Raw genomic sequence first — 25,931 nt, forward strand, 5'->3', positions numbered from 1 at the left:
ATGCAAACTGAACAAAAGACGCAAGAACGATATTTTCCTCAAGCGAAAAAATTAGAATGGGATAATGGCGTTATCCAATATTCCACTGTAAGAGGCGGTACGGAAGTGTTAATTTCATACGTCCCTCCCCACACAATCATTGAACCTCACGAACATCCCGAAGCACAAATCGGCATTGTATTAAAGGGCGAGCTTCAAATGACTGTCGGCCAATCGACTCAACTGCTCACCCCTTTAGAATCAGCCTATATCGCACCGCCGTTTGTCCCTCACGGCGCTTCAAATCTGACAGATGAAGAAGTGATCGCCGTTGATATTAAGAGATTAAAGGATGACGAAGAATATACAGCGCCCCCCACTTATTTCTTAGACATTTTCAAAACACGGGATTTACTCCCTGGCATGGAAGTGACTTTTTTTGTGGAAGATTGGATGGAGCTGATGATTGCCAATATCCCTGGAAACGGCGGAGAAATGCCTTTTCATAAACATAGAAATGAACAAATCGGCATTTGCATCAGCGGAGGGTATGATATGACGATCGAAGGCTTTACAGAAAAGATGGAATTTGGCACCACCTATTTCTGTGACCCAAGGGAAGATCATGGGGCCATCAATCCAAAGCCAGAAGCATCAAAGTCTATTAATCTCTTCTTCCCTCCCCGCTATAATCGCTTAAAACCAAAGGCATCTAAGGTGAAGAAATGAAGCTGGACGGAAAAGTTGTCCTCATTACAGGAGGTGCGTCGGGGATTGGGCTTGCTGCCGTCAAGCTCTTCCTCGAACACGGAGCAAAAGTAGCTGTCGCTGACATCAATGAAAGTAGCGGCAACCAACTAATTGAATCATTGCCGCATGAGCACCTTGCATTTTTTAAAACAGATATTACGAAAGAGTCTGACTGTCACCAAACCGTTCAGAGCGTGCTGAGCCAATTCGGTGCCATTGATGTCCTCATTAACAATGCAGGCATCGAAATTGTCTCACCTATTCATGAGATGGCACTGGAGGATTGGCATCGTATTCTTCAGGTCAACTTGACCGGCGTCTTTCTCATGAGTAAGCATACATTGCCGCATATGCTTGAAAAGAAGAGTGGAAGTATTATCAATACCGGATCTGTCGGAGGTCTTGTGGGCTGGCCTGACATTCCGGCATACAATGCAACAAAAGGCGGTGTCATTCAGCTCACCAAATCAATGGCCATTGACTATGCCGCTCATCAAATCAGGGTAAATTGTATTGCCCCTGGCATCATTGATACGCCACTAAATGAAAAGTCCTTTTTAGACAATCACACAGAAAGTCTCGAGATCGTCAAAAAGGAAAAAGCAAAGGTCAATCCTATGCTGCGGCTTGGAAAACCTGAAGAAATTGCTGGCGTGATGCTGTTTCTCGCCTCTGACCTATCCAGCTATATGACTGGAAGTGTCGTCACTGCAGATGGCGGTTACACCGCTAGATAAAAGGAGTGCTTTCATTGAGTAAAAAAACTGTACTTGTCATTGCTGATCTAGGTGGGTGCCCGCCCCATATGTTTTATGAAAGCGTGGCGGCATCGTATCATATCGTTTCTTATATCCCAAGACCCTTTGCGATTACAAAGGGACATGCCGAGCTAATCGAAAAATACTCCATTGCTGTCATCAAAGACCGTGATTATTTTGAGACACACCCTTCTTTTGAACACCCTGATTCTATTTACTGGGCACATGATGATTATCCAAAATCAGAAGAAGAAGTTGTGGAAGACTTCATTCGAGTAGCTTCCTTTTTCAAAGCAGATGCAATCACGACCAATAATGAATTATTCATTGCACCGATGGCAAAGGCCGCTGAACGTCTTGGGCTGCGAGGTGCCGGTGTCAAGGCAGCCGAAATGGCGCGTGATAAAAGCCAAATGAGGGCTGCATTCAACGCCTCTGGCGTCAAAGCGGTGAAAACTCAGCCTGTCACGACTTTATCTGATTTCCAAAAAGCCATTGAGTCTATCGGAACACCGCTCATTTTAAAGCCTACATATTTAGCCAGTTCTATTGGCGTCACCTTGTTTCATGACAAGGCTGGAAGTGATGACTTGTTTTTACAAGTACAATTGTATTTGGAAACCATACCAGTCCCAGACGCTGTCACATATGAAGCACCGTTTGTCGCTGAAACGTATTTAGAGGGTGCTTACGAAGATTGGTATGAAGATGAAGGATATGCTGATTATGTCAGTGTAGAAGGGCTGGTCGTAGAGGGCGAATATCTCCCTTTTGTCATACATGATAAAACCCCTCAAATCGGTTTTACAGAAACGGCTCATATCACTCCGACGATCTTAGACAATGAAGCCAAGCAAATCATCATTGAAGCAGCAAGAAAGGCAAATGAGGGACTAGGTCTTGAACATTGTGCAACCCATACAGAAATCAAACTCATGAAAAATCGAGAAACTGGACTGATCGAATCAGCGGCTCGATTCGCTGGCTGGAATATGATCCCGAATATTAAAAAGGTCTTTGGCGTCGATATGGCCAAGCTATTGATTGATGTATTAGTTGATGGTAAAAAGGCTGTACTGCCAAGACAGTTGCTTTCTGGACATACATTTTATGTAGCGGACTGCCACCTGTACCCTCAGCATTTTAAAGAGAGTGGGCACATACCACCTGAAGCCACACATATCACCATTGATCATGTGTCTATTCCAGAGGAGGCATTCGTTGGAGATACTGCGATTGTCAGTCAATCATTCCTTGCCAAAGGGACTATTGTGGATCTTGATTTATTTGAAGCTTTTAATGGAATCGTATCTCTTGAATTAAAAGGATCATCCTCACAAGACGTTGCCGCGTCCATCCGCAACATTCAGAAACAGGCAACGATTCAGTTAATGGATGAATTAGTGAAGAGATAGAAAGAGAGGCTGCTGTGGTGAAAATGTTAGCATCTAAAATGATTGAACGGCTGCCTGAACAGAAATTCGGCACCGTCTTTGAAAAAATAGCTCAAAAGACAAAAAACGGAGCAAACATCATGAATCTAGGTCAGGGAAACCCTGATCTACCAACTCCTGCCCATATCGTGAGTGCCCTACAGGAGTCAGCGGGTGTTTTGCCATTTCAACAATATGCCCCTTTTAGAGGCTTTGACTTTTTCAAACAAGCCATTGCAGATTTTTATAGATCGGAATTCGCTGCTGAGATTGATCCGCAGAAGGAAATTGCTCTTTTCACTGGCGGAAAAACGGGGCTGTATGTCATGAGTCAGTGTCTGCTTGATCCAGGAGATATCGCACTCGTTCCCGATCCAGGATACCCTGAATATCATTCAGGCATTTTGATGGCGGACGCCCGGCCATACAGTATCAAACTTGAAGAGAAAAATGGCTATTTACCAGATCTCTCCTCAATTGATCCTGACATAGTCAAAAAAGCAAAAGTACTGTTCTTGAATTATCCGAATAACCCCACGGGTGCTGTTGCAAATGAGGCATTCTTTGAAGAGGCTGCTGCCTTTGCGGCCACTCACGAGCTGTATGTTATTCATGATTTCGCCTATGGTTCATTTCATTATGAACAAACACCCGTGAGCTTCATGAATACTCCTCTCGGGAAAAGTGTAGGAGTGGAATTATATTCTCTATCAAAGACTTTTAATATGGCAGGATGGAGAGTCGCTTTTGCTGTTGGAAATGAGGAGATCATCCAAGCCATCAACACCTTCCAAGACCACGTGTTTGTCAGTATGTATGGCGGATTTCAACATGCAGCGACTGCTGCCTTGCAAAGTGATGACCGTCATATTCAATCATTAAAGGCGATATACCTTGAACGAATCAATTTCTTCATCCGGCAAGCGGCGAGAAAGCTTGGCTGGACAATCGAACGTCCACCCGGCGCCTTTTATTTATGGGCTCCGATTCCTGATGACTTTGAACATTCTCATGCCTTTGCTGACTATTTACTCGAACATGCCGATGTTGTCGTCACGCCCGGAGGAGTATTTGGAGCCAATGGAAGCCGTCATGTACGCATTTCAATGGTTGCCCCGATTGAGGAGCTTGCTCTCTTTATCGATCGCCTGTCCATCCTCCCCATTCGATTTCATCAAAAAACCCGCCTATAGCGGGTTTTTTTCAGTTTATATACTTTTCATCGTTCCACCGTCTACGGAGATTTGTTGACCTGTGATATAAGAAGCTTCCTCTGATGCCATAAAAGCTGCCAATGACGCCATCTCACTCGCTGAGCCTACTCTTTGCATTGGGATACCTGATGCGACAGCTTGTACAGCCTGCTCTCGTGACACTCCCTGCTTCGTCATCATATTGCCGATAAATTGTTCATACCGATCGGTTGCAATAAAACCTGGATTTAAACAATTTACCGTAATACTAGACGACGCAAGCTGTGTGGCTGCATTTTTACTGGCATTAATAATCGCTGCATTCATCATACTATTCGTAAACATTTGTTCACCAGGTTCCTTCCACAGGTTCCCGACAATTTGAATGATCCGTCCATATTCATGTCTTTTCATCAATGCGGCTGCACGCTTCGTTGTATCGACATAGGCGATGGCTTTTTGGGAGAAAGCAGCCAGCATCTGGTCAGTTTCACATGAATCAAATGTATCTGGCTTTCCTCCTGGAATGTTATTGATCAGCACATCGAGTCTGCCAAACTCCTTTTCTATTTGTTCAAAGGCTTCCGATCTCACTGCTTCAAGCGACATATCTCCACAGAATAGAGACAGCGGTTCCTTTGTTTCTGTCATATCTTGAATGTGCTGTTTCGTCTGTTCAAGTGAGGCCATATTTCTAGAGTTGATGATCACCTTCATATCGCTCTGAGCGGCAAGTTTTATTGCGATTGCCTTTCCAATGCCTGTACTTGCCCCTGTTACAAATGCAATTCTTTTAGACAAACTCATCCACATCCCTTTTCATCGATATACATAAAATGACACATATAGAATGTATTTCAACAAAAAAAGACCTTTCTCCTGCGAAAGGCCTCTCTTCTCTATTTAAATGTCGTTTCCCAGTTAAATCCGATCGCCTCATCATTCCACGCAATTCTCTTCTCATCTGGGTTTTTTGGGTCGTACGATTCTGTTGTAAAATAAACAATCTGCAGCGGCGTCTCCCCTAATACGCGGTAGCCATGTGCAACTCCCTTTGGGATGAGGAGCAGCATCGGATTATCTTCTCCCATATAATACACATCGGTTTGACCCTTTGTCGGGGAATCTTCTCTCAAATCGTATAAAACGACCTGTGCATGACCTGCTGGGAAAAACCAAACATCGTCTTGTTTTTCATGATAATGAAAGGCTTTGATGACTCCCGGGAAACTTTTCGACCACGACGCCTGCCCAAAGCGCTTCAGCATCGGTTCGTCGTCTCGAATAAGCTCTGCGAAAAAGCCGCGATCATCACAATGTTTCATGAGTTTTTTCGTTTGTACACCATCAATCATGCTGCTCGAATCTCCCTTCTTTCTGCAAGTATTCGTGAAGTGCATCCTTCCAATGTCTTGGCTTCCAGCCTGTCGCTTCAATCGCTTGCAAGTCTAAAACAGAGTAGGCGGGCCGAGGTGTTTGGAAACCATACTCTTCAGTGGAAATGGGTTCAATTGTCGTAGACAAACCGCTTGCTGCTACAATTTCTGCCGCAAAGTCAAACCATGAACAGCTTGCTCGGTTACTGACATGATAAATACCTGCTTTCTGGTCAAACAAGTGAATCAAAGCTTCTGCGGCATCCTTTGTATAAGTAGGAGACCCTAACTGATCATTGACGATGCGCAAATGATCCTTCGTTTCAGCCAGCCGAAGAATGGTATTCACAAAGTTATGTCCCTCATGTCCATAAAGCCACGATGTCCGAATGATCTTCACTTCATCTGACACAAGATGAATCAATTCTTCTCCAAGTTTTTTACTCTTTCCATAAATGGTTTGCGGATCTGCTTGTGCATCAACTTGGTAAGGGGTATCCGCTTGCCCATCAAACACATAATCTGTGCTGACATGTAATACATCAGCCCCTACGTTTTTAGCTTCAAGCGCTGTATAGTAGGCGCCAATCCCATTCACAAGATAGGCTTTTTCCGTTTCTGTTTCGCATTGATCCACAGACGTATAAGCAGCCGCACTGACAACAATATCCGGACGGAAATGTCTCATTGCATGTCTGACTGCCTGTTGATCTGTGATATTCAGCATACTCCTTGTTAAAGCAATGACGGTGATGTCTTTTTCTTTCAGCTGTTTCGTCAATTCTTTCCCTAATTGGCCGCCTGCACCGGTGATTAAAACTTTCATCGGTCACCCTTCTTCACTTTGATCATATTTGGCACGATACCAATCGATCGTTTTTTCGATACCTTTTTCGAATGAAGTTGCCTGCACCCAGCCGAGCTCTTCTTTTAGCTTACTGGCATCAATGGCATACCGCCTGTCATGCCCTTTTCGGTCTTGAATAAACGCGATTTGGTCATGAGAGATGCCTAGATGTGTGAGAATGGTTTTGGTTAAATCAAGGTTTGTTTTCTCGTTGCCGCCGCCAATATTGTACACCTGACCGGCTGTTCCGTTTTCTACTACTTGCTTTACGGCTCTCGCATGATCCTCTACATAGAGCCAATCGCGAATCTGCTGGCCGTCTCCGTAAATCGGAATCTTTTCACCATTGACCGCTTTTCTAATAATGGTTGGGATTAATTTTTCTTCATGCTGATAAGGTCCGTAGTTGTTGCTGCATCTTGTGATCATGGCGGGTAGTTGGTGGGTGTGGATATAAGATTTCACAAGTAGGTCTGAACTTGCCTTGCTTGCTGAATAAGGATTATTCGGTGAGAGTGGTGTTTGTTCTGTGAAAGCAGGATCATCCGGCTCCAAATCTCCATATACTTCATCTGTCGAAATATGAATGAGTTTATTCGCCTTTCCCTTTAAGACAGCTTCAAGCATACGATAGGTACCAAGGACATTTGTTTGGATAAAGGGTTCTGCTGACTCAATACTGCGATCGACATGTGATTCTGCTGCGAAATGAATGATGGCATCATAGGCTTCATCAAATACTTGATCCAGTTCGTCTTGCAGCGTGATATCTCCTTGGACAAAACGGACATGAGGCAGCTTTGTTAAATGTTCCATCTCCTCTGGATGACTGGCATAGGTTAATTTATCAAATACGGTAAGACGGACATCAGATTCTTGAAGCAGTAGCTTCACAAAATTCAGCCCAATAAATCCTGCTCCACCTGTAATTAAATAAGACTTCGTCATTCGTATCCCTCTTTTTCCTTCATCGTTTCAAACATTTTTGTAGATGCTTCGTGGAGAGATTCATGTGTTCCTGCATCAATCCACCACCCTTTTAACATATCATAGGTCAGCTGGCTATTTGAGATGTAGAGATTGTTCACATCAGTAATCTCTAGTTCACCTCGATCTGACGGCGAGATTTCCTCGATATATTGAAAGACGTCTTGATCATAAAAATAGATGCCCGTGACGCAGTAAGATGACGTCGGATGCTCTGGCTTTTCTTCTATTGATAAAATCCGGTGATGAGCAGGATCAATTTCTGCAATGCCAAACCGTTTTGGATCTGCCACCTCTTTCAATAAAACCTTGGCTCCGCTTTCTTGCTGCCGAAAGACGTCAACAAAAGGGCGTAATGAATCTTCAAATACATTATCACCAAGCATCAGCACAAATTTTTCCCCTTGAGCAAAGGGCTTTGCATAGGATAAACCATCGGAAATACCAGACGCTTCTGGCTGTACTTGATACACAATGTTCATCCCAAGTTCACGATCATCTTCCAGCAACTTTTGAAACAACGGAATTTGTTCTTCCTGTGAAATCAGCATCACATCTACAATTCCTGCTTCTTTCAGTTTGAATAATGACCAATAAATCATCGGATATGGACCAACCGGCAGTAAATGTTTGTTGAAAATCTTCGTTAATGGTGCCAGCCGTGATCCCTTTCCTCCTGCTAAAATAACTCCCTTCACATCTACACATCCTTATGTTCTTTTTGGTGTGAATTCATGAGGTGTATAAGAATGTTTTTCACTCGTTCGATTCCTTTTCCATCAATGAGTGAACGTCCATTAAGATGAATGCTTCTGCGGAGAAAATAGCTGTCAGACAGTTTTTGAACAGCATGTAACAGGTCTTTTTCTTCCACAAGGTCACCTAATCCAAGGTGAAAACAAGCTCCCTTTTGCGCAAACATGCTCGCTGTCACTGCTTGGTGGTCTACCTGCGATAGGACAATGCTGGGCACCCCGATACAAATTACCTCATATAACGTCATACCGCCTGCTACGATAGCCACATCAGCTTCTGATAAAAGAACCGGTAGTTGATCTGTATGTTGAATGAATTGGATATGTTCCGCCTCTACTTGCTCTTTGATGTGAGAGGCTTTTCCTGCGACCGCTAAAATGTCTAGGTGATTTGTTTGAAGAAGCGCCGATACAGCCTTCGATAACAGGCCGCACGGATCACTACCGCCAAGACTGATGACCACCTTTTTACATTCTTTCCGAACCTCATATGTGTCTTTGAATCGTTTAAACTCGTGATCTAACAATAAATAGGGCGTTCCATGATAATAAGCCGTGCCATTAAGCTGCTCGTGCTTCCCGTCCAGACCGCCATAAATGCTGTTTATGACCGTGTCTGCAAGCTGACAGGCTTCCTCTCTTTTTTCCTCAAATAAGACCAGCCTCGCACTGCCGCAGGAGTCTTTGATCGTTTGAAGAAACTGAAGATCACAATCAAGCACATCTATGACTAAAAGGTCAGGATTTAGCTTTTTGATGTCTTGTTGGACCTGAAGAAGCGCATTCGGCTCATGCACCATGTGAACGTACCACTCTGGGTGCGAAAGCATTTCTACACAAATCTGATCATTTGTATAGAAATATAGGTCGTTCCCTTCTTGAAGCAGTTCTTTTGCCAAACGTTTCATTCTGACGACATGCCCCATTCCTCTTAAAAAACCACCATAAACAACAATCATGATTTTTTTGTTCATTCAGCATCCTTCTGTCTCACAGATTGATTCAAACGAACAATGTCTGGATGTTGTTCACAGATGGAAATGAGCTCAGCTGTCGGCACAGCAATAGAACCACCAGCTTTCTCTAGTAAACGGGTAGCAAACACATAATCTTCTTCTGTATCAATCGTGAATCGATAAGCAGGATATGCAAGTTCTTTGGGCGGTGTGAATAATTGAAGGTAAAATTGCTCGGGATGCTTTCTGATATACAGCGTGACATGCTCACGTTCAGAATAAGTGAGGGGAAATTTGTCGATTTCACATAAAATAGATGCTTCAATCATTTCCCCGGAAATACCGAGTGGTGTTCCGTTCGTATATGTGTAATCAGCCTTTTCCTGTCTATGTTTTTCAAGCATTTTCGACAAAAGCGAAGGATCTATAAATGGATTGTCTCCCGTTAAACGTACAACCGTTTTAGGTTCAAATTGGCGGACAATCTGTGCAAACCGCTCAAGCACATCTGCCTCACTGCCTCGAAACACCTTATAGCCCTTTGACATACAATATTGAGCCAAATAGTCATCCTCTGACTCGACCGTTGTGGCAATCATAAGGTTTTGCATTTTGTGATGGTAATCATCTGATTGCTTCACCCGCTCCACAATCAAATCAATCAGCGCCATGCCGCCAATCGGTTTCATCACTTTTTTGGGCAGTCTTGTTGACCCCATCCTAGCCTGAATGACAAAAAGCACATCATGCATCATCATGAGACTCCTGCGTGAGTACGTCTTTCCACGAAACGCCTGTATGAGCTGGGATGTCTCTCACAGCCTTTGTGCCAAGTAAAATCGGCATATATCGCGGATGCAATCCCTGATTTTTTTGTCCGGGGCGCAGCACGGCTACATTTTCTGACGTGAGGGTCTCACCCTTTGCAATGCCTTTGGTCGTAAAAATTCCTCGATACGCAAATTCTCGAATCTGCCCTTCAATGGCTGTTGTCGTTTTATAAGAACTGCCAAGAAGCTCCTCTGGTAATGAATGAACGTCTATTTCTGCTTGATTCCGCTGCTTTTCTGCTGCTCGAATGTGCTGAACCATTGCCTTTAATTCTTCAGGATTAAGAGCAAATGAATGATCCGCTCCGGGTAATGTTTTATCTATTGTAAAATGTTTTTCAATCATTGCTGCCCCGAGCTTCACAGCGGCTACTGGCGCTTCCGTCGGGTGTTCACTATGATCTGAAAAGCCAATGACTGCTTCAGAGAAAGCGGATCTTAAGGTTTGAATCACCCGCAGGTTCGTATATGCTCTAGGCGCTGGATACTTTGCCACACAATGCATGATGGCGACTTGCATATTTTGCTGGCTCGTAATCGTTTCGTATGCTTCATGAACATCGGCAATGGTGGCCCCAGCTGTTGAAAAAATGATCGGCTTTTGAAAAGAAGCCGTATGACGCAAAAGAGGCAAATGGTTGATTTCATAGGATGCCAGTTTAAAAGCAGGAGGATTCGTTTGATTCAATAAATCAGCCGATTCTTCGTCACACACGGTGCTTAAAAACATCAGTCCTTTTTCCTTACAACGTGTCAATAAGACAGGCAGCCATTCAGGCGGCATCTCCATTTGTTCCACTAAAGAAAAAATAGACACTTCTTCTCCTTTGGCCGTTTCGTATAACCCCGGTTCCTTTTGATACATCCGATCCGCTTGAAACATTTGAAACTTCACCGCATCAGCCCCTGCTTCTTTTGCCACATCAATTAAAGCAAGTGCCTGATCCAGCTTGCCATCATGGTTAATGCCTGCCTCTGCAATGATAAAGACAGGCGCACCATCACCCACTTTACGATCTCCGATATAGAAATGCGCCATCTTACCTCTCTCCTTTTTTCGGCCACACATGGTAATACAAAAAGGCATTTGTTGTCCTAAACCCCATCTTTTCGTACAGCTGGATGGCTGTTGTATTATGAAGCTGTGTCCCCGCAGAAATGAAGTGATGCCCTCTATCATGAGACACTTTCATCATCTCAATAAACAGCTTTTTTCCGATCCCTTTTCCTTGAACATCCGGTCTAATCGCAAAAAGCTCAAGCCCCATCTCATGACCCTTTGTCATACCTTGAATTAAGCCAACCACTTCATCATTCACCTTGGCAACGAGGTTAATATCTGCGCGTCCGAGTAGGTTGTTTCTCATCCACTCCTGATAAAAATGCTGAACAACACGCTGGTCTAAATATGGATCAAGGGCATAACGGCTTTTCACAAAAGCCTGATCACCTAGTAAGACCGCCTCATCGTAATCCTTCTTATCTGGCACACCCATCACCACATCTTGATCTGATAATGGCATCTCCATGAGGGCAGGCGGTGCCTCAAGCCTAGTCAGACCACCGACATAATACACATGGGATAGTTTTTGAACAATGCGGTTTTTTTCAAGATCAGCCGCCTCAAGCCGTAAAAAGAAAAAATCACATTTTTCTGTTCTCATCCAATTGATGAATCTCTCCATCAATTCTTTAAAGAGCAGCGCTGATTCAGCTTCCACAAACTTCACATGAAAAATATGCTTGTCAAAAATGCCGCTCTCCCATTTGGACCATTCGTATAACAGCACTGCTTTGAGCTTAGCGCCGCTGACAAGAGCAAACTGCTTGAATCCTGCCATGCATTCCGCTTCATGATCATATGTTTTCAGCCAAGATGCCAGCACCTGATCGTCTATTGCATGAACGACTTTCATGAAGAGGCCTTCTTGTCTTTCAAAATAGACACGACTGCCGTGATGACATCCTGCACATCTTCATCTGTCATACTTGGATAGAGCGGAAGCGAGAGCGTTCGTTTGTAATAAGTGAGTGCCTCAGGGAAATCCTCTGGTGAATAGTTGTAGGTCTTCTCATAATATGGATGCAAGTGAACGGGAATAAAATGAACACTCGTTCCGATTTTATATTCCTTTTGCAGCTGATCAATCATGTCATCACGTGTGATCAATGCTTCTTTTGGATCAACTTGTAGCACATATAAATGCCACGCATGTCTTCCCTCATCATGTACAGGCGGCAAGATGAGACCAGCTTCATGTTGAAATGCCTGATTGTATGTCTTCGCAATCTGTTCTCTGCGTGTCTGCATCTCCTTCAATCGGCTTAGCTGAACGAGCCCTAACGATGCTTGCACGTCAAACATGTTCATTTTATAGCCCGGTTCCTCGACCTCGTAATACCATGTTCCCTTTTCTCCATAACGATTCCACGCTCCCTTACTCATGCCATGGAGCGCCAGCCTTCTGATTCTAGCTGCAAGTGCATCATCATTTGTCGTCAGCATGCCGCCTTCACCAGTCGCTATGTTTTTCGTTGCATAGAAGCTAAAAGCGGTCGCATCACCAATTGATCCAATCGGAAGATCGTGATAGGTCGTATAAAGGGCATGAGCGGCATCCTCCAGCACGAACAAATCATACTTTTTGGCAATCGCTAAAATTCGGTCCATATCACACGATTGACCAGCAAAATGTACAGGGACAACCGCTTTTGTATGTGGTGTAATGGCCGCTTCTAATTTCTCCGCATCTAGATTGAGTGTCGCCGGATCAATATCCACGAAAATAGGGGCTGCCCCCGTATGGATGATCGTATTGGCTGTTGCGCAGAACGTCAGAGGCGTTGTGATGACCTCATCACCAGCTCCAATACCTCTCGCCTTTAACGCTAAAAATAGAGCAGCTGTACATGAATTAACTGCTATCGCGTGCTTCGCTCCAGTCAGCTGCCTAAACTCTTCTTCAAACTGTCTAACTTTTGGTCCGGTGGACAACCAGCCGGACTTTAATGTTCCAATGACTTCATCAATTTCTTCCTGTTCAATAAAAGGCAGTGCATAAGGAAGAAATTGTGCTCTCTTTTGTCCCATATCGCTTGCACACCCCTATCTTCATCTCTGAAAATCCACGCCTGTTTTTGTTTTGAGCAGAGAAAGCAGAACATCGGTCGATTGTGCATGTGCATGCGGATAATGCTCTTGAATGAAACGAGCCCCTTGCTGTTTCGCCAGCTTCATTTCTTGTTCATCCGATAAAATACGGATCGCTTTCTCGGCCAGCTCAATAGGGTTTTCCATGTGGCAGCTGCCAAGCGACTCGTAATAAGGATATCTTCTGCCTTCTGTCATTTTTCCAATCAGTACACTCTTTTTAAAGAGCATTGCTTCCAGACCAACTGTTGATGTGAGCGTAATGACCATATCCATATACGGCAGGAGGTCATACAAGTCGATCTCTTTTTTAATTAATCTCACATGGTTCCCCGCACGTTCAATCGCTGTGTAGTCATTTAATCGATTTCGAGCGATTTCCCACGGGTGCGGCTTCATAATCAGCTGAATGTCTTTCCGTTTTGCAATCGTTTTAAGAACATCACTGTAAAAGGCTTCTGAAAACGGCTGTGTTGCCACAAGCACAGTCTTTTGGGCAGGGTTGAAGTTCAATTTACGAAAGACCACTTCCTGTTGAAGCGGTGTTCGCTCCTGCACCAAATCAAATCTCGGGTGACCTGTGATCTCCACCTGCTCAGGCTGACAGCCTTTGTCTACATACCAGTCCTTTTCATATTTTCCAAACACTCCGTGGCAGGTGGTGAAAATCGGCAAAAAGGCTTCGTCTCCCATGAGCGCACCGTGCTGAAGACAAATACTTGTGAGATGGCGCTTCACGGTTTGCAAGGCGAGCACACGGCTATAAGCATCCTCCGTCGTACCAACAACAACAGCTGCAATAGGCTGCATCTCAAATAGCGTTTCTATTTGGTCAATCACATCAATAAATTGCACAATGTCCTTCCGAAGCTTTTCTCTAAAAAAGACATTGCCAAAGACAGGATGCTGGGCGTAAGGTTTCAATAGAGCATTTGCTTTTTCAATATATTCAACATGGGCTTCTTTATTAACCTCTCCGGCTAATTCCGGCTTACTGATCACTGGTAATCCGAAATAATCAGCCTTCTTCCAGCGCGCGAGCACCACTGTTTGGTTCGGATGGAACCGCGTGTAATTTTGTTCAGTAAAACGTAAGTGTTCAAAGTGAAGAAGCACCTTTCCATGACTCGGACGATAAGGGGTACGCTTGATCTGCTGTTTATGCTGATCAAAAAATGGCTGAATGTCTTGCGGCTTTGGACAAGTCGTTGTCAGCTCTTCACCAAACGCCTCATCTTCCATACGTTCCCTCACTTCAGGGCTGATGTATTGATAAAAATTACTGATTAATCCAAGGGGGATGTGGCGATAGGATAAGTCTTTCATCAGATTCACATACTCAAAGTACACCTGCCAATAATGATGAATATAATGCGACACTTAAGGTCACCTCCCATGTCTTTGTTTTAATATATGACGGAGCTCCCTGCAGGTAGACTGCGGAGGAAGTGCTTGAATAAAATCGCTTTTCTCATCTTCTGCCAACTGATAATGAATAGACTGTTCTGTGATGTAGTTTGTATCCAATACCTCATCAAAAGGGTAGAACGGATAAAAGTGATTTAATCTAAAAAAGAACCGCGCATCCCCTATTCGATAAAAATGCGGACTCTCGTCCCAGTAGGATCCAAACTCAGCACGAATCTTTGTTAAAATGGATGCACGATGTACAACCGAGCAGTGATCAATGGCACAAGGTGCATTCCACTGCACCGTTTGCGCAGGTCGAATCGTTTCCTTTACTGGCTCTTTTTCGCTATTTAAATAGATAACTTTTGAACTAGAATAGACAATTTCTTCATTCGGACGAGCATCTAAATATTTCGTGAGCTTCTCTAAACGGTCTGGTGCATAGACATTGTCATCTGTGGCATAGGAAATATACTCGCCCTTTGCCTGTTCTAATGCTTGATTAATGAGGACGGCATAGCGTGTTTTCGCCGTTCTTTCCTCCAGCGTTTTCACCCCGCTTTGGATAAAATGGACGCGTGGATCTTTACGGAAAGGCTCAATAGCAGCAAGGGTTTGTTCGTTTGATCCATCATCCATGATAAAAAGTTCAAGGTCTGACAAGGTCTGCTGCAGCACCGCTTCAATTGATCTGCCAACGTAGGCCGCTTTGTTGTAGCTCGTCATAATGACCGTTACTTTCGTCAATTTTTTCACCTCGGTCTCTTTTAAACTATGGTTATCATATGTGTCTCCTCTTAAAGAGACTGTAGAGTGACCTATTTTTTATAAAATTGGATTTTTTTCATGATCTATCTTTGAAAAACGTAAAAATTTTGGTAATATAAGTAATCATTTATGTGTATTAAAGGAGTAAAGAACATTGGAGTATATGAAGAGTGATCTCTACCAAGAAGAGGAAGCAAAAGGTTTTTTTCGATTCTTTAAAATTTTTGTCGCGACAAAAACGATTATTCGCTCATATGAACATACCTCTATTCCCATGTGGCTGATGATACTCCTTGCAAGTATCGCTGGTACAAGCTGGATGTACGAAGGGTATTTTAGTGAGTATATGGGCAATCATATTCCATATCCTTTTATTCTGTTACACGGAGCAGGTTTTGGTATTTTAGTAGGCAATTTTCTTCTATTTTTCGGTTCATTCATTTTACAGTGGTTAGGACGACTGTTTTTTGGCAGTAAAGCGCCGTATCGAGATGTGCTCAAAGCTGGCACACTGACGGTCATTTTTCCTTCCACCTTATTTGCTCTTACTTGGATTTTTACTGTGGGGTTGCTTGGTCCGTATACATTTGTGAAAATCTCACCCTATTTAGACCAGCACTATGAAGTATGGTATTATCTCAGTGTTTTACCACTGGTTGATGCGTATACCAAGACATGGATATTTGGGATGGCTGTTTTAGGCCTTGTTGCTGTGATGAAGCTGAGAATATGGCAGGCCTTTATCATTGCCATCACACCGATCGCCTTATTTTTTCTCACGATGACCCTTCTCTATGACGTCCAGCGGGCTATGAATTGGTTGATGTAAAGAGGTATTCCTTAGATGTACGAGTACGGGGTTTGTCTGAATACTGAGGAACTGCACAAAGCAGTTCCTTTTTTTCGTTCAATGTACATATTCTCTCTTCCTGTCTCATAGTGTGAAAGAGAAAAAGAATGCTATGGAAACAACAGGCGCTTTTCAGCCTTCTGTTTAGAACACCATGAGGAAAGAGGAGGAACGTTATGAAATTGAAAAATCAATTTGGGCAAGGTTCGGGTTTCGAAGGTCAAGATTTTCGCCAGCAACAATATGGAGCAAATCCGTATCCTGCGCAGCAGATGGGTTATTCAGTCCCTCCCCAAACGCAGGGTCAAATGCAGCAGGGGTATTCGCCAATGCCGTCTACTGGTACTTCACAAGGAGGTCAAGGCGGGCAAAGTGGCGGGCAGCCCTATCAAATTCCTTCTGGACCGATTTATCAGCAGAACGTCACCGGTCAGCTGCCGCTTGAGCAGTCCTATATTGAAAATATTTTACGATTAAACCGCGGCAAAGTAGCCACGATCTATATGACGTTTGAGGCAAGTAAAGAATGGAATTCAAAAATATTTAGAGGTGTCATTGAGGCCGCAGGACGTGATCACATTATCATTAGTGATAACAAAACAGGGACACGATACTTATTGTTAACAATCTATCTTGATTACATTACGTTTGATGGGGAAATTCAATATGACTATCCATACTCGATGTCTACGTATTCCCCAAGATAACCTCAAGGCCATATCAGCAGCAAGGTGCAGACGCCCTTGCTTTTTTCTTTTGTCTAGGTTTTTGACACACCTTCGGGGGAAGGCTCATAAGATGCCTAGTAGTTTTTATTAAACGCCTAGAGGTGACATCAATGACTGTTGAGCTGGATTATACATCGCCGAATGTCAAATATTCATTTGATCTGAACCAAAGCCCCCTTGTGAAATATGATCAACACAACCTGATTAATGTTTTAGGAAAAAAACAATTAAATTCGCTCGATCAAGTATCTCTGCTGGATATATATTTGAGTAAAAGCAAAGTAGTAGAGCCTCATTATCATCAAAATGCTGCCGAGCTTGTTTATTGTATCGCCGGCTCTGCTGCTGTATCCATGCTGAACCCATTCACTAAAAAGCTGTCCACCTATACCATTACCCCCGGGCAGGTGGCAAATGTGCCACAAGGCTGGTGGCATTACGAAGTCGCCTTGCAGGACAAAACCCATTTGTTAGCCATTTTTAACGCATCGACGCCAGAAGTCATCTTAGGTTCAGACCTTCTAACCCTCACGCCTTCTCACATCATGGCACATACTTATTGCATGAACGAAACGCAATGGAAGCAGGCGACGCAGCCTGTGAAACCTGGTGTATTTATCGGACCGTTCTGCCACCGGGAGGAAGAGGCACAAACGCACCCTGTCCCCCCTTCTCACTATGTTCCTTATTATCAAGCACCTCCGAACTATTCTCCTTATTGGAGTTAAGAAAAAAACCGATGCCCCTATGGGGTCAGTCCCTATGAGAGCATCGGTTTTTTTATCTTATAAATTTTTTGCTGCTGCAATCACCAGCATGATCCAGGAAGCGATAAATGCCACTCCGCCAATAGGCGTAATGGCACCTAGAATCTTCACCTGAGTCAAGGCAAGCACATAAAGGCTTCCTGAGAAGAAAAGAATGCCTGCCAGCATCACCCAGCCAGCGGTCGGCACTAGGGAAACACCTGACAGCTTATCTGCCAGAAAGGCGACAATAAACAGGCCAATGGCATGGAACATCTGATATTGAACCCCTTTATTCCATATCTCAATATACTTTTCAGGAATTTTCCCTTCCAGTCCATGTGCACCGAAGGCCCCAAGACCAACCGCAAGCATGGCGTTAATGGCACCTAATATGAAAAATAGTTTCATTCGTCATTCTCCTTATCTCATCAATTATGTTTATCATAGCGCGGGTCTCATCCAACATTCAACTTTCCTATGATGCTGACACGAGATTGTCGGATTTCTTCTTCTTTCGCAGCAGCACTTGATCGACCACAATCGCAATCAGCGTGCCAAGAACAAGACCATTGCTCAATAAAGAAATCAGCACAGGATGCATGCCTTTCAATGCCCCTTGTGGCACAAACATTGCGCCCACGCCTGCTAAAACAGCGATGCCAAGCACAAATCGAATGCGCGGGATGTCTTCTTTTTCATACTGATCAAATTCTGACATGGCAATCCCAATCATAGAAGAGAACACCACAAAGTTCACAGCAAGCCCCACAGGTGACGGCAATGCAGAGAAAAAGCTCATCAATAATGGAAATAAACTAATGAGGACAATGAGCAAACTGCCAAGAAAAAATGGCTTTCTCGATGGAATTTTTGTTGTTTGTATAAAGCCCGCTGCCCCTGAAATAGGAACAGGCGCAATCGCACCAATCAGTCCACTCAGCAAATGACCAAATGCGGCGACAAAACCAGCCGGTCTGGCTCGTTTCCGCTCACGCAGTTCACCAAATGCCTTCACGGAACTTTCCACAATTCGAATACTTGCCAGCATATTCACAATGAGTAAGATCGTAATAAAAAAGGACGTGACAAGCAGTCCACTGTCAAAGACCGGCATGCCAAACGGAAACAGTTTTGGAAACTCAATGATCTGCTCAGGAATGCGAACAGGCTTCGCTAGTCCGAGTAAAGCAAATAACAGCCAACCGCCTGCAAGTGCGAATAACACAGAAAACTGTCTTAAATAATGCCATTTTGAGCGGCTGATCATGAAGGTGATGACAATAATCAAGATCGATAGACAAAAGACAAGCCCATCTACTTGATTTCCCCGATAGCCAATCCCCATCAGCCCTTTCATAATTGGCTGACTTAACTGCACAACAAGCAGCAGCAAATAAATACCTGTGACAACCGGCGTAAATAAAGACGCAAGCCAATTAATGATTTTAAAGAGACTAAAAATAAAAAAGAACGCAGCACTAAAAATTAACGCCCCTTGTAACGCTTGCAAGGTTTCAGGATATGTAGCAAAAATCGTCCCTGTCATGCCTGCATAAAGGGTATATACCCCCCACCACAGCCCTGCTGGACTTTCATTGATCGGCAGCATATGACCGCATAAACACTGCACCATCGCCACAAGTCCAAGTGAAAAGAATGTACTCTGAATCAGTTCCGCCGACTGCACTTGATTTAATTCAAATGCTTGTGCAATCGCAATCGGCACAGCAATAGAAGCTGCGATAAAAAATGCCATCCACTGAATGGCGCCCAAAAATAGTTTCAACCCGATCACCTTCCCTTTGTCGTGACAAGACCATTAAAAATCAAAAATAGAGTCACCGTTGCCCTCTTTCTCTTGTTGCCCCTCTTCTTTATGCTGAAATTTCTTTGCACCGCTAGTGCCCATCAATTTCTCTAACATAGCTTGATCCGTAGACACAGCCGGTGCAGATGGTGTCTGTATAGATGGAGGTGGTGAAATAACCGAAGACTGCGGCATTTGCACCTGTGATGATGTGTCGAGAATGACATCACATAGTGAAGAAATGACCGCCGCTTGACGTTTCACCTCTTCATCATTTCCACTTTGTTTTGCTTTTTGAATGGCTTCCTCCATTTTTTGAAGCAGACTTGATATATGAATATTCAAGGGTAGACCCTCCAATCTAAAAAATTCGTTTTCCAACATTATTTTACCAAATGAACAAACCGAATGGGTTCATTTTTTCAAAGCTGTGTGCTTCTGTTCATCTTATTTGACCCTTCCCCAAGATTCACACATAATAATAAAGAAACAATATCGTCTTTGAAAGGACTGAAAGATGAGCAAACTCACTGAACTCATTCACAAACAAAAAAACGTGCAAACACCAGCGGTTCAAGAACGAATCCGTCTTCTTAACGATTTGAAAGCAGCCATTAAACATCATGAAAAGGACATATTACAAGCCTTAGCCCATGATTTACATAAATCCGAACAGGAAGCCTATACAACAGAAATTGGCATGGTATATGAAGAGATCAATCATACCGTCAAACATCTTCACAAATGGGCCAAACCATCTCGCGCGAAAACACCTCTGACCCATATCGGATCAAAAAGTATGATCATTAAGGAACCGTACGGAAGTGTTCTGATTATTGCCCCTTGGAACTATCCTTTCCAATTGGCCCTTTCGCCATTAGTTGGAGCCATTTCTGCGGGAAATGCCGTTACTTTAAAACCGTCAGAATTAACGCCGCACGTCTCAAACGTGATTGGCACGATTGTGGAAAGCGTGTTTCAAGAAGATCTTGCAGCGGTCGTTGAAGGCGGTGTGGATGTCAGCACAGAGCTTCTGAAACTGCCTTTTGATTATATTTTCTTTACTGGAAGTGTAGCCGTCGGCAAAGTCGTCATGGAAGCGGCCGCAAAACATCTCACACCTGTCACACTTGAGCTCGGCGGAAAAAGTCCATGCATTGTCATGCCTGATGCAGACATCAAGCTCGCTGCAAAACGAATCACCTTTGGTAAATTCACAAATGCTGGTCAAACATGTATTGCACCAGACTATTTACTTGTTCATGAATCGATCAAAGAGGACCTATTGCGTGAAATGACGACCTGTATCCGTGACTTTTACGGGAACCAGCCTGAAACAAATCCGCATTTCGGAAAAAATGTCAGCCAGCGTCATTTTGATCGACTTTCACAATTTCTCTCAAATGGCACGATTGTGACAGGTGGACAGCGCAATGAACAAGAGCTCAAAATCGCACCGACCATTCTAGATCACATTTCATGGGAAGACCCTGTGATGCAGGAGGAAATTTTCGGACCTATTTTGCCTGTCATCTCATTTGACTCTCTTCAAGAGGCAGCTGACATGATTAAGGCAAGACCGAAGCCGCTCGCTCTTTACTTATTTACAACAAATAAAGAAACAGAAGCTTATATTCTAGACAACCTCTCATTTGGCGGGGGCTGCATTAATGATACGCTGATGCATGTCGCCACTCCATACTTACCATTTGGTGGCGTTGGCGAAAGCGGTATTGGACGATATCATGGAAAGGAAAGCTTTTTCACCTTTACGCATGAAAAAAGCGTCCTGCGCCAGACCAATCGCTTTGATTTTTCTTTCCGATATCCAAATGCGAAAAACGGACTCGACATTGTCCGCAAATTTTTAAAATAAACAGGACGAAGGGATTTTCCCTCGTCCTATTTTGATTCGATGTCCTTGATACACCAGTTGATTTCATCGATCCCCATTTGCTTTAAATAGGCGTTTACTTTTGAGAACGGACGACTGCCAAAAAAGCCGTTTCTTGCGGAAAAAGGACTTGGATGAGGTGACTCAATGATGTAATGCTTACTTTGATCAATGCGTTCTTTTTTATTTTGCGCATGTCTGCCCCAAAGCACAAAAACGACTGGCTGATCTCGGTCATTCAGGACGTCGATGACGCGGTCTGTCACACGTTCCCAGCCTTTGCCTTTATGCGAGTTCGCTTCCCCTTTTCTTACAGTGAGCACGGTGTTTAACAGCAAGACACCCTGCTCTGCCCAGCTGACAAGCGAGCCATGGTTAGGGACCGGACAGCCGAGGTCATCCTTTAGCTCCTGAAAAATATTTCTCAAAGATGGCGGATGTTTGACACCAGGCTGAACAGAAAAGCTTAATCCGTGTGCCTGTCCTGGGCCATGATAAGGGTCTTGTCCCAAAATCACGACCTTCACATCTTCATACGACGTCAAATGGAGTGCACGATAAATGTCATCTGGCTTTGGAAACACGATCTGCGTATGATATTCTTCCTTTACCCACTCACGTAATTCCTGATAATACGGCTGTTCAAATTCACTTTTCATCACAGCCCACCAGCTATCATTTAAAAATGGCTTCATTGCGGTTGTCCTCCTTCTGTCTGCTGTGCCAATCTTGAGATCATCGGTTTTCCATCCCATACAATCTCACTCTCTGATTCTCGTTTTTTCATCGCTGGTTCTTCTAATAGGACAGCAAAGTTTGCTGTCGGCAAATCACCCAGCCCATGCTTTTCACTCAGGTCATCTAAGTAGTTCTTCCTTGTTTCACCAAGATCACTCGACTGATTGCCCCCACCATCAAAGAACGCATAGATCACACTGGCAGTCGGCACTCGTTTGGCTCGTGCATGCTGCGTAACACGCAGGAAAAAGTCCCAGTCCCAGTAGTGATGCATCGCTGGATCAAAATAGCCAATCTCATCATGTATGCGGCGTTTGTACATACTGCCAGAAGGAACATATGTAGAAAAAACACGCATGTCCTCAATGTCCGCTGTATAAGCAAACAAACGTCTTGATACTGGAAAACGAGTCGCACCTCGTTCTTCAAACGAAACAATTTCCGCATCCGAAAAGACAAAATCAGCGTCTTCCAGCGCCTTGCTCATACGTTCAATATGACAAGGTGTAAAATAATCATCGTCATCACTCAGCATAATGACGTCACCTGTCAGCTCACGCACGCCAACATTTCTTGCGTTCACATGCTGGACATTCTCATCTAAATGAATCAAGCGGATTGGCAGCTTGGGATAGAGTTCCTGAATCACGTCCACTCGCTCTCCTGCATCATTTACGACCACAATTTCAAAAGGCTGTACGCTTTGTCTCGAGATGGATTCAAGCAGTTCACACAATGCGCTCAGCCGGTTATGTGTCACAATTAATAAAGAAATCTTCATATCGGCCTAACTCCTTTAATAGATTCGTCTTTTTCATTAAAACATAAATCGGCTTTCTTCTCATGATATAAAAGACGGTTTGATTGATCGAGAAAATGGGAATTTTTGATGAAAAGGAGTGATGATGATGGAATTTTTCACAGTTGATAATAGTAAAGAAGCCAAACAGACGATCGAAGATACAATCAGCAAAGGACGATGTGTTTGTTTTTGCGTATGACCCCGAACGCTCTGATACCGTTACTGAGTACACGGAAGCAAAGAGCATGACAGCTGTCGATCAAGGGATTTTAGATCAAATCGCCAATGTCATTCGCACCAGGGATGATGAACTGATGGCCAAAATGATGTCGACCGGCGCCGATCAAGAATTAGCCTTAACGCTTTTAGAGGAGCTGAAAAAAGGGAAATTGGTGATTTGTAAAAGATAAAGAATGAGGCGTTCCATGAAGAGTGGAACGCTTTTTTATGCCGTTTCATTGTGATAAATGGAAAAGCTGATTATAATAAGGGATAGAACAGTAACTGTTACACATCACATTGGAGGTTCAGCAACTATGTCTATGAATAAAGCACTCACCATCGCAGGTTCGGATTCAAGCGGCGGTGCAGGTATCCAAGCAGATTTAAAAACGTTTCAAGAAAAAAACGTCTACGGGATGACAGCTTTAACCGTTGTCGTTGCAATGGATCCTCATAACAACTGGGATCATCAAGTGTTTCCAATCGATACATCAACCATCCGCGCACAGCTCTCGACGATCGTGGAAGGCATCGGTGTAGATGCGTTAAAAACAGGTATGCTGCCAACAGTTGACGTCATTGAACTCGCAGCTGAAACGATCAAAACATATGAGCTGAAAAATGTCGTCATTGATCCTGTTATGGTATGTAAAGGTGCGAACGAAGTCCTTTATCCAGAGCACGCTGAAGCATTGCGCGAAAAGCTCACACCACTGGCAACAGTTATCACACCTAACCTTTTCGAAGCAGGTCAATTAAGCGGCATTGGCGAGATCAAAACAATGGAACAAATGGAAGAAGCCGCAAAACGCATCCATGAACTTGGTGCAAAATATGTGGTCATCACTGGCGGCGGTAAGCTAAGCCCAGATAAAGCGATTGACTTGCTTTATGATGGACAAACCTTCGAACGCCTTGAAACAGATAAGATCGACACAGAATACACACACGGCGCAGGCTGCACATTCTCAGCCGCAGTCACAGCTGAACTAGCAAACGGCTCAGACGTGAAAGAAGCCATTTATGCAGCAAAAGAATTCATCACAGCTGCCATTAAAGGCTCTTTCCAACTAAACGAATACATCGGACCAACAAAACATTCCGAACATCGTTTGGACAAATAAAACAATAAAAACCGATCCGCCGCTTGGGTGAATCGGTTTTTTTGTTATCGTAAACTGAGTCTCTGTGCAAATAACCAATCTGTTAAGCCTGGCGTCTCATAAGCAGGCGTCCATGATGCATGATCATACCCATACTTGCTTGCATACTCGGTATAAATCGGTCTTCCACCAGCTTTTTGAATAGCTTGAATTGTATTTCTCGCATAACTGATAGGAATAATGGAATCATCCTCTGCATGAAATGCCCATATTGGCTTGTGCGCTAAAATTCCTGCCTTACTTGGATCTGCACCCCCCGCAATAGGAATCATCGCTGCAAACAAACGAGGATATGTGATGTTCAACTGATACGAGCCAAATCCGCCTTGAGATAAACCAGTCGCATAAATCCTTTTCTGATCAATCTGATAAGAAGTTAACACATGCTGAAGCACTTCATACGCTTTGTGTAAATCTGGTGAAAATTGAAACACATTTGTCAGGTCAATCTCATTTTGCGAGTTTCTTGTTAAAGCAAAACCTCCATCCACATCATTTCGGGCCTGAGGCGCTAGAACATATGCAGGATGTTTCTTTTGAACTTCAGGAGAAGCCCATAAAACTGCACCATCATTTGCAAGTAGCTGCTTTTGATTATCAGTCCCCCGCTCCCCTCCTCCATGTAAGAAAAGGACGAGAGGATAAGCTTTACCCCTCTTATGATTTTTCGGAATGTATAATCGATAAGGCATTCCTTGATATTCAAAAGATAAAAAAGATGAGGCAATGTCTTCTCGTGTGACAAAACGATAATTGTACGTAGACGTAGCAAGGCGATGCCTATTTTTGTAAACGCTTACTTTTAAAGTCGTATCGGTATCAATTTGAATAGGCTTTGTATATCGCTGACTTTGAGTTGTCGGCTGGCTGCCATCTGTTGTGTAATAAAGAGAAGCCTTTGGCACCTTAGAATGGAGTGCCACCTCTTGTGAGCGATAATATTGACCAGATGGTACGGAGGCAGTAGGTGTAAAAAATGATGTGTGTTGCGTTCGGGCAGATGAAACGGAAGGATGAAGAAAACTCATAAAAAATAGGACAATAATAGAGGTAATCAGACCTTTCTTGGTTGCATGGTTCATATCGTTCCTCCTGTATATGCTAAGATGAATTTTTATTTATTTTGTATCATGAAAAAAGAAATGTCAACGTTTTCATTTAAATTTCTGAATGATCTGACTAAAATAAAAAAAGCATACCCACACCCAGGTACACTCTTTCACCATACATTCTTACCTACTTTTGCTGATCGGATTCTTTCGCCATTTTTCGAATAAAGGCTTCAATGGATTCAACAAATAAGGCATATTCTTTCATTTGTTTATACGTATCTGACAGCTTCTCTTTTAATTCTTCCTGCTCTAGAGAAGGTTCACCGAGAATAGATTGGACTTGAATCAGCAATTCTTTATATTCTTCACGTTTATCTTCAACATGATCTGCCATTGTCTCCAAGCGTTTTCTAGTCGTCGGCTGCTGTTTTGAATTCAAGTAAACAACCCCTTTTTGTCCTACCGCATTTGGATAAACGTCAGCCTCAGCTGTATATATTTTAAAATGATACCATAATTAAACCTGTTATCATATATGTAAAACGTCATCAAACCGCTTTAGGCCAACCTTGTATATACATGATATAGGCTATAAGATACAGGCTGATCTCACTAGAAAAAAGCAGATCATTGATCTGCTCAGATTGTAGAGAAAGCCATGTTTTTCTACAATTTTTTGCGTAAGTATGATGAAGTGCTTTAATGAAAAAAAGTCTCCCATAAACCGAACATT

The 25,931-nt window shown here is 43.4% G+C and carries 29 protein-coding genes; 10 read left to right on the top strand and 19 right to left on the bottom strand.

The window, feature by feature from the left end; genetic code table 11:
- The 4 genes from NST57_RS18680 to NST57_RS18695 are packed head-to-tail and all read left to right on the top strand — an operon-like array spanning position 1 to position 4,113.
- Positions 1-708 carry a cupin domain-containing protein gene (locus tag NST57_RS18680; RefSeq protein ID WP_341299044.1) on the top strand — a complete coding sequence of 236 codons (708 nt, stop codon included), beginning with the start codon at positions 1-3 and terminating at the stop codon, positions 706-708.
- On the top strand, positions 705-1,466 hold the full coding sequence (locus tag NST57_RS18685) for an SDR family NAD(P)-dependent oxidoreductase (protein ID WP_341299045.1): 762 nt from the start codon (positions 705-707) through the stop codon (positions 1,464-1,466). Before NST57_RS18680 ends, NST57_RS18685 begins: the two co-directional genes overlap by 4 nt.
- Positions 1,467-1,480: 14 nt before the next feature.
- A complete protein-coding gene (locus NST57_RS18690; protein ID WP_341299046.1) occupies positions 1,481-2,902 on the top strand; it encodes an ATP-grasp domain-containing protein in 1,422 nt (473 codons plus the stop codon).
- A 17-nt stretch (positions 2,903-2,919) separates the two neighbouring features.
- Positions 2,920-4,113, top strand: coding sequence for an aminotransferase class I/II-fold pyridoxal phosphate-dependent enzyme (locus NST57_RS18695; RefSeq protein ID WP_341299047.1), 1,194 nt, complete (start codon positions 2,920-2,922; stop codon positions 4,111-4,113).
- Between the two features lie 15 nt (positions 4,114-4,128).
- On the opposite strand, the gene NST57_RS18700 is transcribed toward NST57_RS18695, so the two are convergent.
- The 12 genes from NST57_RS18700 to NST57_RS18755 all read right to left on the bottom strand — a co-directional run bounded on the left by NST57_RS18700 (position 4,129) and on the right by NST57_RS18755 (position 15,172).
- A complete protein-coding gene (locus NST57_RS18700) occupies positions 4,129-4,920 on the bottom strand; it encodes an SDR family oxidoreductase (protein WP_341299048.1) in 792 nt (263 codons plus the stop codon).
- 92 nt (positions 4,921-5,012) lie between these two features.
- Entirely contained in the window at positions 5,013-5,468 is a 456-nt protein-coding gene (locus tag NST57_RS18705; protein ID WP_008343612.1) for a dTDP-4-dehydrorhamnose 3,5-epimerase family protein, read from the bottom strand.
- A complete protein-coding gene (gene rfbD, locus NST57_RS18710) occupies positions 5,461-6,315 on the bottom strand; it encodes a dTDP-4-dehydrorhamnose reductase (RefSeq protein WP_045033867.1) in 855 nt (284 codons plus the stop codon). The genes NST57_RS18705 and rfbD overlap by 8 nt, the downstream gene beginning before the upstream one ends.
- Before the next feature lie 3 nt (positions 6,316-6,318).
- Positions 6,319-7,284 carry a dTDP-glucose 4,6-dehydratase gene (rfbB, locus tag NST57_RS18715; RefSeq protein WP_341299049.1) on the bottom strand — a complete coding sequence of 322 codons (966 nt, stop codon included), beginning with the start codon at positions 7,282-7,284 and terminating at the stop codon, positions 6,319-6,321.
- Positions 7,281-8,021, bottom strand: a complete 741-nt coding sequence (locus NST57_RS18720; protein ID WP_058213476.1) for a sugar phosphate nucleotidyltransferase — start codon at positions 8,019-8,021, stop codon at positions 7,281-7,283. The genes rfbB and NST57_RS18720 overlap by 4 nt, the downstream gene beginning before the upstream one ends.
- A gap of 2 nt (positions 8,022-8,023) precedes the next feature.
- A complete protein-coding gene (locus NST57_RS18725; RefSeq protein ID WP_341299050.1) occupies positions 8,024-9,052 on the bottom strand; it encodes a glycosyltransferase in 1,029 nt (342 codons plus the stop codon).
- Positions 9,049-9,789: a glycosyltransferase family protein gene (locus NST57_RS18730; protein WP_341299051.1), complete on the bottom strand. Its 741-nt coding sequence runs from the start codon at positions 9,787-9,789 to the stop codon at positions 9,049-9,051. Before NST57_RS18730 ends, NST57_RS18725 begins: the two co-directional genes overlap by 4 nt.
- Positions 9,779-10,903, bottom strand: coding sequence for an N-acetylneuraminate synthase family protein (locus tag NST57_RS18735; protein WP_341299052.1), 1,125 nt, complete (start codon positions 10,901-10,903; stop codon positions 9,779-9,781). Before NST57_RS18735 ends, NST57_RS18730 begins: the two co-directional genes overlap by 11 nt.
- Position 10,904: 1 nt before the next feature.
- Entirely contained in the window at positions 10,905-11,780 is an 876-nt protein-coding gene (locus tag NST57_RS18740; RefSeq protein WP_341299053.1) for a GNAT family N-acetyltransferase, read from the bottom strand.
- Positions 11,777-12,955, bottom strand: a complete 1,179-nt coding sequence (locus NST57_RS18745; RefSeq protein ID WP_142153087.1) for an aminotransferase class I/II-fold pyridoxal phosphate-dependent enzyme — start codon at positions 12,953-12,955, stop codon at positions 11,777-11,779. Before NST57_RS18745 ends, NST57_RS18740 begins: the two co-directional genes overlap by 4 nt.
- Positions 12,956-12,976: 21 nt before the next feature.
- Positions 12,977-14,395 carry a capsular polysaccharide export protein, LipB/KpsS family gene (locus NST57_RS18750; RefSeq protein WP_142153089.1) on the bottom strand — a complete coding sequence of 473 codons (1,419 nt, stop codon included), beginning with the start codon at positions 14,393-14,395 and terminating at the stop codon, positions 12,977-12,979.
- Positions 14,396-14,401: 6 nt separating this feature from the next.
- Entirely contained in the window at positions 14,402-15,172 is a 771-nt protein-coding gene (locus NST57_RS18755; protein WP_035702641.1) for a glycosyltransferase family 2 protein, read from the bottom strand.
- Between the two features lie 175 nt (positions 15,173-15,347).
- Here NST57_RS18755 and NST57_RS18760 point away from each other — a divergent pair, with 175 nt between their 5' ends.
- The 3 genes from NST57_RS18760 to NST57_RS18770 all read left to right on the top strand — a co-directional run bounded on the left by NST57_RS18760 (position 15,348) and on the right by NST57_RS18770 (position 17,499).
- Positions 15,348-16,022: a YIP1 family protein gene (locus NST57_RS18760; RefSeq protein WP_341299054.1), complete on the top strand. Its 675-nt coding sequence runs from the start codon at positions 15,348-15,350 to the stop codon at positions 16,020-16,022.
- Positions 16,023-16,219: 197 nt separating this feature from the next.
- Positions 16,220-16,750, top strand: coding sequence for a spore coat protein GerQ (gene gerQ, locus NST57_RS18765; RefSeq protein ID WP_173408391.1), 531 nt, complete (start codon positions 16,220-16,222; stop codon positions 16,748-16,750).
- Positions 16,751-16,881: 131 nt separating this feature from the next.
- A complete protein-coding gene (locus tag NST57_RS18770; protein WP_007497783.1) occupies positions 16,882-17,499 on the top strand; it encodes a cupin domain-containing protein in 618 nt (205 codons plus the stop codon).
- Between the two features lie 57 nt (positions 17,500-17,556).
- Here the strand turns inward: NST57_RS18770 and NST57_RS18775 are convergent, their stop codons facing one another.
- The 3 genes from NST57_RS18775 to NST57_RS18785 form a co-directional block, all read right to left on the bottom strand.
- Positions 17,557-17,928 carry a DUF423 domain-containing protein gene (locus tag NST57_RS18775; RefSeq protein ID WP_003215282.1) on the bottom strand — a complete coding sequence of 124 codons (372 nt, stop codon included), beginning with the start codon at positions 17,926-17,928 and terminating at the stop codon, positions 17,557-17,559.
- A 67-nt stretch (positions 17,929-17,995) separates the two neighbouring features.
- On the bottom strand, positions 17,996-19,306 hold the full coding sequence (locus tag NST57_RS18780; protein WP_007497786.1) for a purine/pyrimidine permease: 1,311 nt from the start codon (positions 19,304-19,306) through the stop codon (positions 17,996-17,998).
- 33 nt (positions 19,307-19,339) lie between these two features.
- Complete coding sequence (locus NST57_RS18785; protein WP_017360122.1) at positions 19,340-19,672, bottom strand: YwdI family protein; 333 nt, start codon at positions 19,670-19,672, stop codon at positions 19,340-19,342.
- A 172-nt stretch (positions 19,673-19,844) separates the two neighbouring features.
- Between NST57_RS18785 and NST57_RS18790 the strand changes: the two genes are divergently transcribed.
- Positions 19,845-21,203 (top strand): aldehyde dehydrogenase, encoded by a 1,359-nt coding sequence (locus tag NST57_RS18790; protein ID WP_341299055.1) that lies wholly within the window; start codon positions 19,845-19,847, stop codon positions 21,201-21,203.
- Between the two features lie 26 nt (positions 21,204-21,229).
- Here NST57_RS18790 and NST57_RS18795 read toward each other — a convergent pair whose 3' ends face one another.
- Both NST57_RS18795 and NST57_RS18800 read right to left on the bottom strand, forming a co-directional pair.
- A complete protein-coding gene (locus tag NST57_RS18795; RefSeq protein ID WP_008343640.1) occupies positions 21,230-21,916 on the bottom strand; it encodes a uracil-DNA glycosylase in 687 nt (228 codons plus the stop codon).
- Positions 21,913-22,740, bottom strand: a complete 828-nt coding sequence (locus NST57_RS18800; RefSeq protein ID WP_341299056.1) for a glycosyltransferase family 2 protein — start codon at positions 22,738-22,740, stop codon at positions 21,913-21,915. The genes NST57_RS18795 and NST57_RS18800 overlap by 4 nt, the downstream gene beginning before the upstream one ends.
- Positions 22,741-22,883: 143 nt before the next feature.
- Here NST57_RS18800 and NST57_RS18805 point away from each other — a divergent pair, with 143 nt between their 5' ends.
- Together NST57_RS18805 and NST57_RS18810 are read left to right on the top strand one after the other, a co-directional pair.
- Entirely contained in the window at positions 22,884-23,171 is a 288-nt protein-coding gene (locus NST57_RS18805; RefSeq protein WP_341299057.1) for a general stress protein, read from the top strand.
- A 126-nt stretch (positions 23,172-23,297) separates the two neighbouring features.
- Positions 23,298-24,107, top strand: coding sequence for a bifunctional hydroxymethylpyrimidine kinase/phosphomethylpyrimidine kinase (locus tag NST57_RS18810; protein ID WP_341299058.1), 810 nt, complete (start codon positions 23,298-23,300; stop codon positions 24,105-24,107).
- A gap of 44 nt (positions 24,108-24,151) precedes the next feature.
- On the opposite strand, the gene NST57_RS18815 is transcribed toward NST57_RS18810, so the two are convergent.
- Together NST57_RS18815 and NST57_RS18820 are read right to left on the bottom strand one after the other, a co-directional pair.
- Positions 24,152-25,228: a chitobiase/beta-hexosaminidase C-terminal domain-containing protein gene (locus tag NST57_RS18815; protein ID WP_341299059.1), complete on the bottom strand. Its 1,077-nt coding sequence runs from the start codon at positions 25,226-25,228 to the stop codon at positions 24,152-24,154.
- 154 nt (positions 25,229-25,382) lie between these two features.
- The gene (locus NST57_RS18820; RefSeq protein WP_008359596.1) at positions 25,383-25,637 is read right to left on the bottom strand and encodes a hypothetical protein; all 255 of its coding nucleotides are present in this window, start codon (positions 25,635-25,637) and stop codon (positions 25,383-25,385) included.
- Between the last annotated feature and the right edge of the window lie 294 nt (positions 25,638-25,931).

Source organism: Bacillus sp. FSL M8-0077 (assembly GCF_038050255.1).
Classification (GTDB): Bacteria; Bacillota; Bacilli; order Bacillales; family Bacillaceae; genus Bacillus; species Bacillus altitudinis.

What these genes read in the sequence shown, in the direction of transcription:
- NST57_RS18680 (WP_341299044.1), top strand. Translation starts at nt 1, where the DNA reads ATGCAAACTGAACAAAAGACGCAAGAACGATATTTTCCTCAAGCGAAA.
- NST57_RS18685 (WP_341299045.1), top strand. Translation starts at nt 705, where the DNA reads ATGAAGCTGGACGGAAAAGTTGTCCTCATTACAGGAGGTGCGTCGGGG.
- NST57_RS18700 (WP_341299048.1), bottom strand. Translation starts at nt 4,920, where the DNA reads ATGAGTTTGTCTAAAAGAATTGCATTTGTAACAGGGGCAAGTACAGGC.
- NST57_RS18705 (WP_008343612.1), bottom strand. Translation starts at nt 5,468, where the DNA reads ATGATTGATGGTGTACAAACGAAAAAACTCATGAAACATTGTGATGAT.
- rfbD (WP_045033867.1), bottom strand. Translation starts at nt 6,315, where the DNA reads ATGAAAGTTTTAATCACCGGTGCAGGCGGCCAATTAGGGAAAGAATTG.
- rfbB (WP_341299049.1), bottom strand. Translation starts at nt 7,284, where the DNA reads ATGACGAAGTCTTATTTAATTACAGGTGGAGCAGGATTTATTGGGCTG.
- NST57_RS18725 (WP_341299050.1), bottom strand. Translation starts at nt 9,052, where the DNA reads ATGAACAAAAAAATCATGATTGTTGTTTATGGTGGTTTTTTAAGAGGA.
- NST57_RS18730 (WP_341299051.1), bottom strand. Translation starts at nt 9,789, where the DNA reads ATGATGCATGATGTGCTTTTTGTCATTCAGGCTAGGATGGGGTCAACA.
- NST57_RS18735 (WP_341299052.1), bottom strand. Translation starts at nt 10,903, where the DNA reads ATGGCGCATTTCTATATCGGAGATCGTAAAGTGGGTGATGGTGCGCCT.
- NST57_RS18740 (WP_341299053.1), bottom strand. Translation starts at nt 11,780, where the DNA reads ATGAAAGTCGTTCATGCAATAGACGATCAGGTGCTGGCATCTTGGCTG.
- NST57_RS18745 (WP_142153087.1), bottom strand. Translation starts at nt 12,955, where the DNA reads ATGGGACAAAAGAGAGCACAATTTCTTCCTTATGCACTGCCTTTTATT.
- gerQ (WP_173408391.1), top strand. Translation starts at nt 16,220, where the DNA reads ATGAAATTGAAAAATCAATTTGGGCAAGGTTCGGGTTTCGAAGGTCAA.
- NST57_RS18770 (WP_007497783.1), top strand. Translation starts at nt 16,882, where the DNA reads ATGACTGTTGAGCTGGATTATACATCGCCGAATGTCAAATATTCATTT.
- NST57_RS18775 (WP_003215282.1), bottom strand. Translation starts at nt 17,928, where the DNA reads ATGAAACTATTTTTCATATTAGGTGCCATTAACGCCATGCTTGCGGTT.
- NST57_RS18790 (WP_341299055.1), top strand. Translation starts at nt 19,845, where the DNA reads ATGAGCAAACTCACTGAACTCATTCACAAACAAAAAAACGTGCAAACA.
- NST57_RS18795 (WP_008343640.1), bottom strand. Translation starts at nt 21,916, where the DNA reads ATGAAGCCATTTTTAAATGATAGCTGGTGGGCTGTGATGAAAAGTGAA.
- NST57_RS18800 (WP_341299056.1), bottom strand. Translation starts at nt 22,740, where the DNA reads ATGAAGATTTCTTTATTAATTGTGACACATAACCGGCTGAGCGCATTG.
- NST57_RS18810 (WP_341299058.1), top strand. Translation starts at nt 23,298, where the DNA reads ATGTCTATGAATAAAGCACTCACCATCGCAGGTTCGGATTCAAGCGGC.
- NST57_RS18815 (WP_341299059.1), bottom strand. Translation starts at nt 25,228, where the DNA reads ATGAACCATGCAACCAAGAAAGGTCTGATTACCTCTATTATTGTCCTA.